At 52.1% G+C, this 14,893-nt stretch carries 12 protein-coding genes; all 12 read left to right on the top strand.

Features of this window, described 5'->3' with window-relative positions:
- The first annotated feature begins 150 nt into the window (after positions 1-150).
- The 12 genes from ispU to accA all read left to right on the top strand — a co-directional run bounded on the left by ispU (position 151) and on the right by accA (position 14,803).
- Entirely contained in the window at positions 151-909 is a 759-nt protein-coding gene (ispU, locus tag SK34_RS18565) for a (2E,6E)-farnesyl-diphosphate-specific ditrans,polycis-undecaprenyl-diphosphate synthase (protein WP_003018543.1), read from the top strand.
- A 12-nt stretch (positions 910-921) separates the two neighbouring features.
- Positions 922-1,779: a phosphatidate cytidylyltransferase gene (gene cdsA / locus SK34_RS18560; protein ID WP_003018541.1), complete on the top strand. Its 858-nt coding sequence runs from the start codon at positions 922-924 to the stop codon at positions 1,777-1,779.
- A gap of 11 nt (positions 1,780-1,790) precedes the next feature.
- Positions 1,791-3,143, top strand: a complete 1,353-nt coding sequence (gene rseP, locus SK34_RS18555; protein WP_048233867.1) for a sigma E protease regulator RseP — start codon at positions 1,791-1,793, stop codon at positions 3,141-3,143.
- Positions 3,144-3,172: 29 nt separating this feature from the next.
- Positions 3,173-5,596 carry an outer membrane protein assembly factor BamA gene (bamA, locus tag SK34_RS18550; RefSeq protein WP_003018536.1) on the top strand — a complete coding sequence of 808 codons (2,424 nt, stop codon included), beginning with the start codon at positions 3,173-3,175 and terminating at the stop codon, positions 5,594-5,596.
- A gap of 122 nt (positions 5,597-5,718) precedes the next feature.
- The gene (gene skp, locus SK34_RS18545; protein WP_003018533.1) at positions 5,719-6,204 is read left to right on the top strand and encodes a molecular chaperone Skp; all 486 of its coding nucleotides are present in this window, start codon (positions 5,719-5,721) and stop codon (positions 6,202-6,204) included.
- A gap of 3 nt (positions 6,205-6,207) precedes the next feature.
- Entirely contained in the window at positions 6,208-7,233 is a 1,026-nt protein-coding gene (gene lpxD, locus SK34_RS18540) for a UDP-3-O-(3-hydroxymyristoyl)glucosamine N-acyltransferase (protein ID WP_003018531.1), read from the top strand.
- Between the two features lie 103 nt (positions 7,234-7,336).
- Positions 7,337-7,792: a 3-hydroxyacyl-ACP dehydratase FabZ gene (gene fabZ / locus SK34_RS18535; protein WP_003018528.1), complete on the top strand. Its 456-nt coding sequence runs from the start codon at positions 7,337-7,339 to the stop codon at positions 7,790-7,792.
- Positions 7,793-7,795: 3 nt separating this feature from the next.
- The gene (lpxA, locus tag SK34_RS18530) at positions 7,796-8,584 is read left to right on the top strand and encodes an acyl-ACP--UDP-N-acetylglucosamine O-acyltransferase (RefSeq protein ID WP_003018525.1); all 789 of its coding nucleotides are present in this window, start codon (positions 7,796-7,798) and stop codon (positions 8,582-8,584) included.
- Positions 8,584-9,732 carry a lipid-A-disaccharide synthase gene (gene lpxB, locus SK34_RS18525; protein WP_003018522.1) on the top strand — a complete coding sequence of 383 codons (1,149 nt, stop codon included), beginning with the start codon at positions 8,584-8,586 and terminating at the stop codon, positions 9,730-9,732. Before lpxA ends, lpxB begins: the two co-directional genes overlap by 1 nt.
- Complete coding sequence (gene rnhB / locus SK34_RS18520) at positions 9,729-10,325, top strand: ribonuclease HII (protein WP_003845817.1); 597 nt, start codon at positions 9,729-9,731, stop codon at positions 10,323-10,325. The genes lpxB and rnhB overlap by 4 nt, the downstream gene beginning before the upstream one ends.
- Positions 10,326-10,349: 24 nt before the next feature.
- Positions 10,350-13,832, top strand: coding sequence for a DNA polymerase III subunit alpha (gene dnaE, locus SK34_RS18515; protein ID WP_003018516.1), 3,483 nt, complete (start codon positions 10,350-10,352; stop codon positions 13,830-13,832).
- 11 nt (positions 13,833-13,843) lie between these two features.
- Complete coding sequence (gene accA / locus SK34_RS18510; RefSeq protein WP_003018513.1) at positions 13,844-14,803, top strand: acetyl-CoA carboxylase carboxyl transferase subunit alpha; 960 nt, start codon at positions 13,844-13,846, stop codon at positions 14,801-14,803.
- The last annotated feature ends 90 nt before the right edge of the window (positions 14,804-14,893 follow it).

Here is a 14,893-nt window from a genome sequence, read left to right as displayed (position 1 = left end):
CGTTGGGCTTCAGTGATATAGTCTGCGCCACCCGATCGCGGGTATTTGCTTTTTTTCGGTCGGGTAAGCCGTGGTTTGACACGGCTTTTTTGTGGATGGGCTTCAGTATTCCTGAGTACCGTAAATCCTTTCAGGGACTAATAACGCGTTATGTTGTCTGCAACTAAACCATTAAGCGAAAATTTGCCAGCACATGGTTGTCGCCATGTCGCAATTATCATGGATGGCAATGGCCGCTGGGCGAAAAAGCAAGGGAAGATTCGCGCCTTTGGGCATAAGGCCGGAGCAAAATCCGTCCGCCGGGCTGTCTCTTTTGCTGCCAATAACGGTATTGATGCGTTAACGCTGTATGCCTTTAGCAGTGAGAACTGGAACCGACCTGCGCAGGAAGTGAGCGCGTTAATGGAACTGTTTGTGTGGGCACTTGATAGTGAAGTGAAAAACCTGCACCGCCATAACGTACGTCTGCGTATTATCGGGGATATCAGTCGATTTAACTCTCGTTTGCAAGAACGGATTCGCAAATCAGAAGCGATTACTGCCCAGAATACCGGGTTGACGCTGAATATTGCAGCGAATTACGGTGGACGGTGGGATATAGTCCAGGGGGTCAGGCAACTGGCACAACAGGTGCAGGATGGTCTGCTGCGTCCAGAGCAAATCGATGAAGAGATGCTTGGGCAGCAAATTTGTATGCATGAACTGGCTCCTGTGGATTTAGTGATAAGGACTGGGGGAGAGCATCGAATTAGTAATTTTCTGTTGTGGCAAATTGCCTATGCCGAACTTTACTTTACGGATGTTCTCTGGCCCGATTTCGATGAACAAGACTTTGAAGGTGCGCTGCATGCCTTTGCTAATCGTGAGCGTCGTTTCGGCGGCACCGAGCCCGGTGATGAAAAAGCCTGATGGGGGTCGCTTTTGCTGAAGTATCGCCTGATTTCTGCTTTTGTTTTAATACCCGTTGTCATCGCGGCGCTGTTTTTGCTGCCGCCGGTGGGGTTCGCCATTGTCACGCTGGTCGTTTGTATGCTGGCCGCCTGGGAATGGGGACAGTTAAGCGGTTTTACCACGCGTACACAGCGAGTCTGGCTGGCGGTTTTGTGCGGGCTATTGCTGGCGCTAATGCTGTTCTTACTGCCGGAATACCATCGCAATATTCATCAGCCGCTGGTTGAAGTATCGCTGTGGGCGTCGCTGGGCTGGTGGGTCGTGGCGCTGTTGCTGGTATTGTTTTATCCCGGCTCTGCGTCGGTCTGGCGTAATTCCAAAACATTACGCATAATTTTCGGCGTGTTAACCATTGTTCCGTTTTTTTGGGGAATGCTGGCGCTACGTGCATGGCACTATGATGAGAATCATTATAGTGGCGCGCTATGGCTGCTGTATGTCATGATCCTCGTTTGGGGAGCGGACTCTGGTGCGTATATGTTTGGTAAGCTGTTTGGCAAACATAAGCTGGCACCGAAGGTTTCTCCTGGTAAAACCTGGCAGGGTTTTATTGGCGGACTCGCCACTGCGGCCGTGATCTCATGGGGTTATGGCATGTGGGCGAATCTTGAAGTTGCGCCTGTCACCTTGCTCATTTGCTCCATCGTTGCAGCCCTGGCCTCCGTGCTGGGTGACCTGACCGAGAGTATGTTTAAGCGTGAAGCAGGTATTAAGGATAGTGGTCACTTAATTCCAGGACACGGTGGTATTCTGGACCGTATTGATAGCCTGACGGCTGCGGTACCGGTCTTTGCCTGCCTGTTGTTACTGGTATTCAGGACGCTCTAACGGATGGTCTTATGCTGAGTATTCTCTGGAATCTGGCTGCATTCATTGTCGCACTTGGTGTGCTTATCACCGTGCATGAATTTGGTCATTTCTGGGTTGCGCGGCGCTGCGGAGTCCGCGTCGAACGCTTTTCCATTGGTTTTGGAAAAGCGCTTTGGCGGCGTACCGATAAATTAGGTACGGAATACGTTATCGCCCTGATTCCCCTCGGCGGTTACGTCAAAATGCTGGATGAGCGCGCTGAACCAGTCGCACCGGAGCTGCGCCATTACGCTTTCAACAATAAAACGGTTGGACAACGCGCAGCCATCATCGCCGCAGGTCCGATTGCAAACTTCCTTTTTGCTATTTTCGCTTACTGGCTGGTGTTTATCATCGGTGTCCCTGGCGTTCGTCCGGTTGTTGGTGAAATAACACCCAACTCGATTGCCGCGCAGGCGCAAATTCAGCCGGGTACGGAACTAAAAGCGGTTGATGGTATCGAAACCCCTGATTGGGATGCCGTGAGATTGCAACTGGTAGCCAAAATTGGCGATGAGCATACGACTCTCAGCGTAGCGCAGTTTGGCAGTAACCAGCGTCAGGACAAAACGCTGGATTTACGCCAGTGGGCATTTGAGCCAGACAAAGAGGATCCCGTCTCCAGTTTAGGGATTCGTCCGCGCGGTCCGCAGATTGAACCGGTGCTGTCAGAAGTGCAGGTTAACTCCGCTGCAAGTAAGGCAGGTTTGCAAGCAGGCGACAGGATCGTTAAAGTCAATGGTCAGCCGCTGACGCAATGGATGACGTTTGTGACGCTGGTGCGCGATAATCCGGATAAGCCGTTAGCGCTAGATATTGAAAGACAAGGAAGTTCCTTGTCTTTAACGTTAACCCCAGATTCAAAACAGGTTAACGGGAAGGCAGAAGGTTTTGCGGGCGTGGTGCCTAAAGTTATTCCTCTGCCTGATGAGTATAAGACTGTACGCCAGTATGGGCCATTCAGCGCCATCCTCGAAGCCTCGGGTAAAACGTGGCAGTTGATGAAGCTGACGGTCAGTATGCTGGGAAAATTGATTACCGGTGATGTAAAACTGAACAACCTCAGTGGGCCGATTTCTATTGCCCAGGGGGCTGGGATGTCAGCGGAATTCGGGATTATTTATTACCTGATGTTCCTTGCGCTTATCAGCGTGAACTTAGGGATAATTAACCTGTTTCCGTTGCCCGTTCTAGACGGGGGGCATCTGCTGTTCCTGGCGATAGAAAAGCTGAAGGGCGGTCCGGTATCCGAGCGGGTTCAAGACTTTAGTTATCGCATTGGCTCTATCTTGCTGGTGTTGTTAATGGGGCTTGCACTTTTCAATGATTTCTCTCGGTTGTAAGAGAGTGTTAGGAAGAACGCATAATAACGATGGCGATGAAAAAGTTGCTCATAGCGTCGCTGCTGTTTAGCAGCGCCACCGTATACGGTGCTGAAGGGTTCGTAGTGAAGGACATTCATTTCGAAGGCCTACAGCGAGTCGCCGTTGGTGCGGCTCTCCTCAGTATGCCGGTGCGCACAGGCGACACGGTTAATGATGAAGACATCAGTAATACCATTCGTGCTCTGTTCGCCACCGGTAACTTTGAGGATGTCCGCGTCCTGCGCGATGGTGATACCCTTCTGGTTCAGGTAAAAGAGCGTCCGACGATTGCCAGCATCACTTTCTCCGGTAATAAATCGGTGAAAGATGACATGCTCAAGCAAAACCTCGAGGCGTCTGGTGTGCGTGTTGGCGAGTCTCTGGATCGCACCACGCTTGCCGATATCGAAAAAGGCCTGGAAGATTTCTACTATAGCGTCGGTAAGTACAGCGCCAGTGTGAAAGCGGTGGTGACGCCGTTGCCGCGTAACCGCGTTGACCTCAAGCTGGTCTTCCAGGAAGGTGTTTCGGCGAAGATCCAACAGATCAATATCGTCGGCAACCATGCCTTCACGACTGACGAACTTATCTCTCACTTCCAGTTGCGTGATGAAGTACCGTGGTGGAACGTGGTGGGCGATCGCAAATACCAGAAACAGAAACTGGCGGGCGACCTTGAAACCCTGCGCAGTTACTATCTGGATCGCGGTTATGCCCGCTTCAATATCGATTCCACTCAGGTCAGCCTGACGCCGGATAAAAAAGGTATCTACATCACCGTTAACATCACAGAAGGCGAGCAGTACAAGCTTTCTGGTGTTCAGGTGAGCGGTAACCTGGCCGGGCACTCCGCCGAAATTGAGACCCTAACGAAGATCGAGCCAGGTGAACTCTATAACGGCACCAAAGTGACCAAAATGGAAGATGATATCAAGAAGCTCCTGGGTCGCTATGGCTATGCCTATCCGCGCGTACAGTCGCAGCCTGAAATCAACGACGCTGACAAAACCGTTAAATTACGCGTAAACGTGGATGCGGGTAACCGTTTCTATGTGCGTAAGATTCGCTTTGAAGGTAACGACACCTCTAAAGATTCCGTTCTGCGTCGCGAAATGCGTCAGATGGAAGGTGCATGGTTGGGCAGCGATCTGGTCGACCAGGGTAAAGAGCGTCTGAACCGTCTGGGTTACTTTGAAACAGTTGATACCGATACTCAGCGTGTTCCGGGCAGACCGGATCAGGTTGATGTAGTCTACAAGGTCAAAGAGCGTAACACCGGTAGCTTTAACTTCGGCGTCGGTTACGGTACCGAGAGCGGCGTGAGCTTCCAGGCTGGCGTTCAGCAAGATAACTGGTTAGGTACCGGTTATTCTGTTGGCATCAACGGCACCAAAAACGACTACCAGACCTATACTGAGTTGTCTGTGACTAACCCGTACTTCACCGTTGATGGTGTGAGCCTGGGTGGCCGTGTCTTCTATAACGACTTTGAAGCGAATGATGCGGATCTGTCCGACTATACCAACAAAAGTTATGGTACAGACGTAACGCTTGGCTTCCCGGTAAACGAATACAACACGTTGCGTGCCGGCCTGGGTTATGTACATAACAAACTGTCCAACATGCAGCCGCAGGTTGCGATGGATCGTTATCTTGAGTCAATGGGCGAGACCAATACCAACAGCTTTGCCGCAGATGACTTCACCTTTAACTACGGTTGGACGTACAACAAACTGGACCGTGGGTATTTCCCAACGGACGGTACACGCGTCAACCTGAACGGTAAAGTGACCATTCCGGGTTCTGATAACGAATACTACAAAGTGTCGATGGATACCGCGACCTATGTGCCGATCGATGACGATCACAAGTGGGTGGTTTTAGGACGTACGAAGGTAGGCTATGGCGACGGCATTGGCAGCAAAGAAATGCCGTTCTATGAGAACTTCTATGCAGGTGGTTCCAGCACCGTGCGTGGCTTCCAGTCGAATACTATCGGTCCAAAAGCAGTCTACAAAAACGGTGCTTACGCCAGTGGTTCTGATAATAGTGACTACGAAGAGTGTTCCAACGCGGACGGTAAGGACTGTAAATCGGATGACGCAGTGGGCGGTAACGCCATGGCTGTCGCCAGCCTGGAGTTTATTACCCCAACGCCGTTCATTAGCGACAAGTATGCCAACTCGGTTCGTACCTCGTTCTTCTGGGATATGGGTACTGTTTGGGATACTAACTGGCAGGATAGCGCTCAAACACGTGCTATAGGTGTGCCGGACTACAGTGATCCAAGTAATATCCGTATGTCAGCGGGTATCGCTTTACAATGGATGTCCCCATTGGGGCCGTTGGTTTTCTCCTACGCCCAGCCGTTCAAGAAGTACGATGGAGACAAAGCGGAACAGTTCCAGTTTAACATTGGTAAAACCTGGTAATTGTTCTTCGCAAAGGAATGTAGTGGTAGTGTAGCGATGACTTTAGGCGATCTTGCATGGGATCGCCTGGCCACGCAAAGAACTGCACCTTCGGGTGCAAATGGGATGGTAAGGAGTTAATTGTGAAAAAGTGGTTATTAGCTGCAGGTCTCGGTTTAGCGATGGCAACGTCCGCACAAGCGGCTGACAAAATTGCAATCGTCAACATGGGTAGCCTGTTCCAACAGGTTGCACAGAAGACAGGTGTTTCTGCTACGCTGGAAAACGAGTTCAAAGGCCGTGCCAGCGAACTGCAGCGTATGGAATCCGATCTGCAATCTAAGATGCAGCGTCTGCAATCAATGAAAGCAGGTAGCGATCGTACCAAGCTGGAAAAAGACGTTATGGCTCAGCGCCAGACTTTCTCTCAGAAAGCTCAGGCTTTTGAGCAGGATCGTGCGCGTCGCTCCAACGAAGAACGTGGCAAACTGGTTACTCGTATCCAGACTGCTGTGAAATCTGTTGCCAGCAGCCAGAGCATCGATCTGGTCGTTGACGCAAACACCGTTGCATACAACAGCAGCGATGTAAAAGACATCACCGCTGACGTACTGAAACAGGTTAAATAAGTAATGCCTTCAATTCGACTGGCTGATTTAGCAGAGCAGTTGGATGCAGAATTACACGGTGATGGCGATATCGTCATCACCGGCGTAGCGTCCATGCAATCTGCGCAAACTGGCAATATCACGTTCATGGTGAATCCTAAGTACCGTGAACACTTAGGCGTATGCCAGGCTTCTGCCGTAGTAATGACGCAGGACGATCTTCCTTTTGCTAAAAGTGCCGCGTTGGTAGTGAAGAATCCCTACCTGACCTATGCACGTATGGCGCAAATTTTAGATACCACGCCTCAGCCTGCACAGAACATTGCACCGAGTGCAGTGATCGATGCAACGGCGAAGCTGGGTAATAATGTCTCTGTGGGCGCAAATGCGGTCATTGAGTCTGGCGTAGAACTGGGTGATAACGTCGTTATCGGCGCAGGCTGCTTCGTCGGAAAAAATACTAAAATCGGTGCAGGTTCACGCTTGTGGGCGAATGTGACGATTTACCACGACATTCAGATCGGTGAGAATTGCCTGATCCAGTCAAGCACTGTCGTTGGATCTGATGGATTTGGTTACGCGAACGATCGCGGTAACTGGGTAAAGATCCCGCAGCTTGGTCGCGTGATTATCGGCGATCGCGTCGAGATCGGCGCTTGTACCACCATTGACCGTGGTGCTCTGGACGATACTGTGATCGGTAATGGTGTTATCATTGATAACCAGTGCCAGATTGCGCATAACGTTGTGATTGGCGACAATACGGCAGTAGCCGGTGGCGTCATTATGGCGGGTAGCCTGAAGATTGGCCGTTACTGCATGATTGGCGGCGCCAGCGTGATCAATGGGCATATGGAAATATGCGACAAAGTCACGGTGACTGGCATGGGTATGGTGATGCGTCCTATCACCGAACCTGGCGTCTATTCCTCAGGCATTCCGCTACAACCCAATAAGGTATGGCGTAAAACAGCTGCACTGGTGATGAATATTGATGATATGAGCAAGCGCCTCAAAGCGATTGAGCGCAAGGTTAATCAACAAGACTAAAGCACCGTTTTTGCATGTCTGACTTTTCGGCCTGTCCCATTCATACGATTGCGACAGGCCGTGTTATTATTGCCTTTTAGTATATTTTGACAGGAAGAGTATTTTGACTACTAACACTCATACTCTGCATATTGAAGAGATTTTAGAACTTCTGCCGCACCGTTTTCCGTTTCTGCTGGTTGATCGCGTGCTGGATTTTGAAGAAGGTCGTTTTCTGCGCGCAGTGAAAAATGTATCCGTTAACGAGCCTTTCTTTCAGGGCCACTTCCCGGGTAAACCTATTTTCCCTGGCGTATTGATTCTGGAAGCGATGGCACAGGCTACCGGTATCCTTGCGTTTAAAAGCGTAGGAAAACTGGAACCAGGCGAACTGTATTATTTCGCGGGTATTGACGAAGCACGCTTTAAGCGTCCTGTCGTGCCTGGCGATCAGATGATCATGGAAGTGACTTTCGAGAAAACGCGCCGTGGCCTGACCCGTTTTAAAGGGGTTGCGCTGGTCGACGGTAAAGTTGTGTGCGAAGCAACGATGATGTGTGCCCGTAGCCGGGAGGCCTGATACGTGATTGATAAATCCGCCTTTATTCACCCGACCGCCATTGTAGAAGAGGGCGCCAGCATTGGTGCCAATGCTCACATTGGCCCATTTTGTATTGTTGGACCCCATGTTGAAATTGGTGAGGGTACCGTACTGAAGTCTCACGTTGTCGTGAATGGCCATACAAAAATTGGTCGCGATAACGAGATCTATCAGTTTGCCTCCATCGGTGAAGTTAACCAGGATCTTAAATATGCTGGCGAACCGACCCGTGTGGAAATTGGCGATCGCAACCGCATCCGCGAAAGCGTCACCATTCATCGTGGCACAGTGCAGGGCGGTGGAGTGACGAAGGTGGGCAGCGATAACTTACTGATGATTAATGCGCACGTCGCGCATGATTGTACGGTAGGAAACCGCTGTATTCTGGCGAATAACGCCACGCTTGCCGGACATGTTTCGCTGGATGATTTTGTTATCATCGGCGGCATGACTGCGGTGCATCAGTTCTGCATCATCGGTGCTCATGTGATGGTTGGTGGCTGTTCTGGTGTAGCCCAGGACGTGCCTCCGTACGTTATCGCCCAGGGCAACCACGCGACGCCGTTTGGCGTCAATATCGAAGGTCTGAAGCGTCGTGGATTCACCCGCGAAGCGATTACCGCGATTCGTAACGCCTACAAAGCGTTGTACCGTAGTGGTAAAACGCTGGAAGAAGTGAAACCAGAAATCGCGGAACTGGCGAAACAGTACCCCGAAGTTCAGGCTTTCAGCGACTTCTTTGAGCGCTCAACGCGTGGCTTGATTCGTTAATGACTGAACAGCGTCCTTTAACGATTGCCCTCGTCGCCGGAGAAACCTCCGGCGATATTCTTGGTGCAGGGTTAATCCGTGCACTCAAGGCTCGCGTTCCCAATGCGCGTTTTGTTGGTGTGGCGGGTCCGCTGATGCAGGCCGAAGGCTGTGAAGCCTGGTACGAAATGGAAGAGCTGGCGGTCATGGGCATTGTTGAAGTGCTCGGACGTCTGCGCCGTTTACTGCATATTCGTGCCGACCTCACTCGCCGATTCACCGACTTAAAGCCGGATGTTTTCGTTGGCATTGATGCACCTGATTTCAACATTACCCTCGAAGGGAACTTGAAAAAACAGGGCATTAAAACCATTCATTATGTCAGTCCGTCCGTCTGGGCGTGGCGACAGAAACGCGTTTTCAAAATAGGCAGATCCACCAACATGGTGCTGGCCTTTCTGCCTTTCGAAAAAGCGTTTTATGACAAATTTAACGTCCCGTGCCGCTTTATAGGTCATACCATGGCGGATGCCATGCCGTTGGACCCGGATAAAAACGCGGCACGTGATATTCTGGGCATTCCTCATGACGCTCACTGCCTGGCGCTACTGCCAGGAAGCCGTGGTGCAGAAGTGGAGATGCTCAGCGCCGATTTTCTGAAAACGGCGCAGCTATTACGCCAGCATTATCCGGATCTCGAAGTGGTGGTGCCGTTGGTGAATGCCAAACGTCGCGAGCAGTTTGAACGCATTAAAGCGGAAGTTGCACCGGAGCTTTCCGTACATCTGCTCAATGGTATGGGACGTGAAGCAATGGTGGCCAGCGACGCCGCACTGCTGGCTTCAGGTACCGCCGCGCTGGAATGTATGCTGGCAAAATGCCCGATGGTGGTTGGCTACCGTATGAAACCCTTCACCTTCTGGCTGGCGAAGCGTCTGGTGAAGACTGATTACGTTTCGCTACCTAACCTGTTGGCGGGAAGAGAACTGGTTAAAGAGCTGTTGCAGGAAGAGTGTGAACCGCAGGCGCTGTCGCAAGCGCTGTTGCCGTTGCTGGCGAAGGGTAAAACCAGCCATGCGATGCACGACACATTCCGTGAACTGCACCAGCAGATCCGTTGCAATGCTGATGAGCAGGCAGCGGATGCGGTCCTGGAGTTAGCGCAATGATTGAATTTGTGTATCCGCATACGCATTTAGTGGCGGGTGTGGATGAAGTCGGACGCGGCCCTTTGGTCGGCGCGGTCGTCACTGCTGCCGTCATTCTGGATCCGGCTCGCCCTATTATCGGTCTTAACGACTCAAAAAAACTGTCAGAAAAACGTCGCCTGGCGCTGTTTGATGAAATTAAAGAAAAGGCGTTAAGCTGGAGCCTGGGTCGGGCAGAACCGCATGAAATCGACGAACTGAACATTTTGCATGCTACCATGCTGGCCATGCAGCGTGCGGTTGCGGGTCTGCATATTGTGCCCGAATACGTGCTGATTGACGGCAATCGTTGCCCGGCATTACCGGTACCGTCGATGGCGGTGGTCAAAGGTGATAGCCGCGTGGCGGAGATTAGCGCCGCATCGATTCTGGCAAAAGTGACCCGTGACGCTGAAATGGCGGCGCTGGATACGGTTTTTCCACAGTATGGTTTTGCACAGCACAAAGGTTATCCAACCGCATTTCATCTGGAAAAATTGGCACTGCATGGTGCGACTGAGCACCATCGCCGCAGCTTTGGCCCCGTCAAACGCGCACTGGGACTCTCGTCCTGATTCTTGTGTCGAAGGAATCTGAAGATGTCTGAACCACGTTTCGTCCACCTACGGGTGCACAGCGACTACTCCATGATCGATGGGCTGGCGAAAACCGGACCGCTGGTAAAAAAGGCGGCCGCGTTAGGCATGCCTGCGCTGGCGATCACCGATTTTACCAACCTGTGTGGTCTGGTGAAGTTTTACGGAGCGGGCCATGGCGCGGGTATCAAGCCGATAGTTGGCGCAGATTTTCATGTCCGCAGTGAGCTGTTGGGCGATGAACTCACGCAGCTTACCGTGCTGGCCGCAAATAATACCGGCTATCAGAACCTGACGTTGTTGATTTCGAAAGCCTATCAGCGCGGCTATGGCGCAGAAGGACCGGTTATCGACCGGGACTGGTTGGTCGAGTTAAAAGAAGGTTTGATTTTGCTCTCCGGCGGTCGCATGGGTGATGTCGGACGAAGTCTGCTGCGCGGCAATAACGCACTGGTTGACGAGTGCGTGGCGTTTTACGAAGAACATTTTCCCAATTGCTATTTCCTCGAACTGATTCGCACCGGCAGGCAAGATGAAGAAAATTATCTGCACGCAGCCGTAGCACTGGCCGAAACGCGTGGTCTACCGGTGGTGGCGACTAACGATGTCCGCTTCCTTGAAACCGGAGATTTCGATGCGCATGAAATCCGCGTAGCGATCCACGACGGCTTTACCCTTGATGATCCGAAACGCCCGCGTAACTATTCGCCGCAGCAGTACATGCGCAGCGAAGATGAGATGTGCGAGCTGTTCTCCGATATTCCGGAAGCACTGCAAAACACCGTCGAGATAGCTAAACGCTGCAACGTGACGGTGCGTCTGGGCGAGTATTTCCTGCCGCAGTTCCCGACCGGCGATATGACCACCGAAGATTTCCTTGTGGCGAAATCACGCGAAGGGCTGGAAGAACGTCTCGAATTTTTGTTCCCTGACCCTGAAGTTCGTGCGCAGAAGCGCCCACCTTACGATGAACGTCTGGAAGTTGAACTTAAAGTTATCAACCAGATGGGATTCCCGGGCTACTTCCTGATCGTTATGGAATTTATCCAGTGGTCGAAAGATAACGGCGTACCGGTAGGCCCGGGACGTGGTTCAGGTGCTGGCTCACTTGTTGCCTATGCGCTGAAAATTACCGATCTCGACCCGCTGGAATTTGACCTGCTGTTCGAACGTTTCCTTAACCCGGAACGTGTCTCAATGCCCGACTTCGACGTTGACTTCTGTATGGAGAAACGCGACCAGGTCATCGAGCACGTGGCGGAAATGTACGGTCGTGATGCGGTTTCGCAGATTATTACCTTCGGTACGATGGCAGCAAAAGCGGTTATCCGCGACGTGGGCCGCGTACTGGGGCATCCGTACGGCTTCGTTGACCGTATTTCGAAGCTGGTGCCGCCCGATCCGGGCATGACGCTGGCAAAAGCCTTTGAAGCCGAACCCCAACTGCCGGAAATCTATGAGGCAGATGAAGAGGTTAAAGCGCTGATCGATATGGCGCGTAAGCTGGAAGGCGTCACGCGTAACGCCGGTAAGCACGCCGGTGGTGTGGTTATCGCACCGACCAAAATTACTGATTTTGCTCCGCTGTACTGCGATGAACAGGGGCTGCACCCGGTTACTCAGTTTGATAAGAACGATGTGGAATATGCCGGTCTTGTGAAGTTCGACTTCCTCGGTCTGCGTACGCTCACCATCATCAACTGGGCGCTGGAAATGATCAACGCGCGCCGTGAAAAGAACGGTGAGCCACCGCTGGATATTGCGGCTATCCCGCTGGATGACAAGAAAAGCTTCGATATGCTGCAACGCTCGGAGACCACGGCGGTATTCCAGCTTGAATCCCGCGGCATGAAAGACCTGATCAAACGTCTGCAGCCTGACTGCTTCGAAGATATGATCGCACTGGTGGCTCTGTTCCGCCCTGGCCCGCTACAGTCGGGGATGGTAGATAACTTTATCGACCGTAAGCATGGTCGCGAAGAGATTTCCTATCCGGATGTACAATGGCAGCATGAGTGTCTGAAACCGGTACTGGAGCCGACCTACGGCATTATCCTGTATCAGGAACAGGTTATGCAGATTGCCCAGGAGTTGTCCGGGTACACCCTTGGCGGCGCGGATATGCTGCGTCGTGCGATGGGTAAGAAAAAGCCGGAAGAGATGGCCAAGCAGCGCGGCACCTTTGAAGAAGGGGCGAAAAAGCGCGGCGTAGACGGCGAACTGGCGATGAAAATCTTTGACCTGGTGGAGAAATTCGCCGGTTACGGATTTAACAAATCGCACTCCGCTGCCTATGCGCTGGTTTCTTACCAGACTCTGTGGCTGAAGGCGCATTATCCTGCCGAGTTTATGGCGGCGGTAATGACCGCCGATATGGATAACACCGAGAAAGTCGTCGGACTGGTGGATGAATGCTGGCGCATGGGGCTCAAAATCCTGCCGCCGGATATCAACTCCGGGCTTTACCATTTTCACGTGAATGATGATGGCGAGATTGTTTATGGCATCGGCGCGATAAAAGGCGTGGGTGAAGGGCCAATTGAAGCTATTATTGAGGCGCGTAACGAAGGCGGCTACTTCCGTGAGCTGTTTGATCTCTGCGCGCGCACGGATATCAAAAAACTTAACCGCCGGGTGCTGGAAAAGCTAATCATGTCCGGGGCGTTTGATCGCCTTGGCCCGCATCGTGCGGCGTTGATGAATTCGCTCAACGACGCACTAAAAGCCGCCGATCAGCATGCAAAAGCCGAAGCTATTGGTCAGGCCGATATGTTTGGCGTGCTGGCGGAAGAACCGGAGCAAATTGAACAATCCTATGCCAGCTGCCAACCGTGGCCGGAGCAGGTGGTATTAGACGGTGAGCGTGAAACGTTGGGGCTTTACCTGACGGGACACCCCATCAACCAGTATTTAAAAGAAATTGAGCGCTATGTCGGAGGCTACAGGCTGAAAGACATGCATCCGACAGAACGTGGTAAAGTCACCACGGCTGCGGGGCTCGTCATTGCTGCGCGGGTAATGGTCACCAAGCGCGGCAATCGTATCGGCATCTGTACACTGGATGACCGTTCCGGACGTCTGGAGGTTATGTTGTTTACCGATGCTCTGGATAAATACCAGCAATTGCTGGAAAAAGACCGCATACTTATCGTCAGCGGACAGGTCAGCTTTGATGACTTCAGTGGCGGGCTTAAAATGATGGCCCGTGAAGTCATGGATATTGACGAAGCCCGGGAAAAATATGCTCGCGGGCTTGCTATCTCGCTGACGGACAGGCAAATTGATGACCAGCTTTTAAACCGACTCCGTCAGTCTCTGGAACCCCACCGCTCGGGGACAATTCCAGTACATCTCTACTATCAGAGGGCGGATGCACGTGCGCGGTTGCGTTTTGGCGCGACGTGGCGTGTCTCTCCGAGCGATCGTTTGCTAAACGATCTCCGTGGCCTTATTGGTTCGGAGCAGGTGGAACTGGAGTTTGACTAAACAGGAATACTATGAGTCTGAATTTCCTTGATTTTGAACAGCCGATTGCAGAGCTGGAAGCAAAAATCGATTCTTTGACTGCGGTTAGCCGTCAGGATGAGAAACTGGATATTAACATCGATGAAGAAGTGCATCGTCTGCGTGAAAAAAGCGTAGAACTGACGCGTAAAATCTTCGCCGATCTTGGCGCATGGCAGGTAGCCCAACTGGCGCGCCATCCACAGCGTCCGTACACCCTGGATTATGTCCGCCTGGCGTTTGATGAATTTGATGAGCTGGCGGGCGATCGAGCCTATGCGGATGATAAAGCTATTGTCGGCGGTATCGCGCGTCTGGATGGCCGTCCGGTGATGATCATTGGTCATCAGAAAGGCCGTGAGACCAAAGAAAAGATTCGCCGTAATTTCGGCATGCCAGCGCCGGAAGGCTATCGCAAAGCGCTGCGCCTGATGGAAATGGCCGAGCGCTTCAACATGCCGATCATTACCTTCATCGACACCCCAGGGGCTTACCCGGGCGTGGGGGCGGAAGAACGTGGTCAGTCAGAAGCGATTGCGCGCAACCTGCGCGAAATGTCACGTCTGAGCGTGCCGGTAATCTGCACCGTTATTGGTGAAGGTGGTTCCGGCGGCGCGCTGGCTATCGGTGTGGGCGATAAAGTGAATATGCTGCAGTACAGCACCTATTCCGTTATCTCCCCGGAAGGTTGTGCTTCCATTCTGTGGAAAAGCGCCGACAAAGCGCCGCTGGCCGCAGAAGCAATGGGAATTATCGCGCCGCGTCTGAAAGAGCTGAAGCTGATTGACTCTATCATCCCGGAACCGCTGGGCGGCGCGCACCGCAACCCTGAAGTAATGGCTGCGTCCCTGAAGGCACAGCTGCTGGCCGATCTCGCCGATCTCGACGTGTTAAGCAAAGATGATCTGAAAAACCGTCGTTACCAGCGTCTGATGAGCTACGGTTACGCGTAAACTGCATTAATTCTGAAAAGGGCCACAATGCTGTGGCCCTTTTTTTTACCTGTGGTTTGGCCAGGCTATGATTAACTAAGGTTTTTCCAG

The organism is Citrobacter sp. MGH104 (assembly GCF_001034485.1).
GTDB classification, from domain to species: domain Bacteria; phylum Pseudomonadota; class Gammaproteobacteria; order Enterobacterales; family Enterobacteriaceae; genus Citrobacter; species Citrobacter freundii.
This window is presented reverse-complemented; position numbering and strand designations above follow the sequence as displayed.

Coding starts and splice junctions, on each gene's coding strand:
- ispU (WP_003018543.1), top strand. CDS start 151: ATGTTGTCTGCAACTAAACCATTAAGCGAAAATTTGCCAGCACATGGT.
- dnaE (WP_003018516.1), top strand. CDS start 10,350: ATGTCTGAACCACGTTTCGTCCACCTACGGGTGCACAGCGACTACTCC.
- bamA (WP_003018536.1), top strand. CDS start 3,173: ATGGCGATGAAAAAGTTGCTCATAGCGTCGCTGCTGTTTAGCAGCGCC.
- rseP (WP_048233867.1), top strand. CDS start 1,791: ATGCTGAGTATTCTCTGGAATCTGGCTGCATTCATTGTCGCACTTGGT.
- accA (WP_003018513.1), top strand. CDS start 13,844: ATGAGTCTGAATTTCCTTGATTTTGAACAGCCGATTGCAGAGCTGGAA.
- rnhB (WP_003845817.1), top strand. CDS start 9,729: ATGATTGAATTTGTGTATCCGCATACGCATTTAGTGGCGGGTGTGGAT.
- lpxD (WP_003018531.1), top strand. CDS start 6,208: ATGCCTTCAATTCGACTGGCTGATTTAGCAGAGCAGTTGGATGCAGAA.
- lpxB (WP_003018522.1), top strand. CDS start 8,584: ATGACTGAACAGCGTCCTTTAACGATTGCCCTCGTCGCCGGAGAAACC.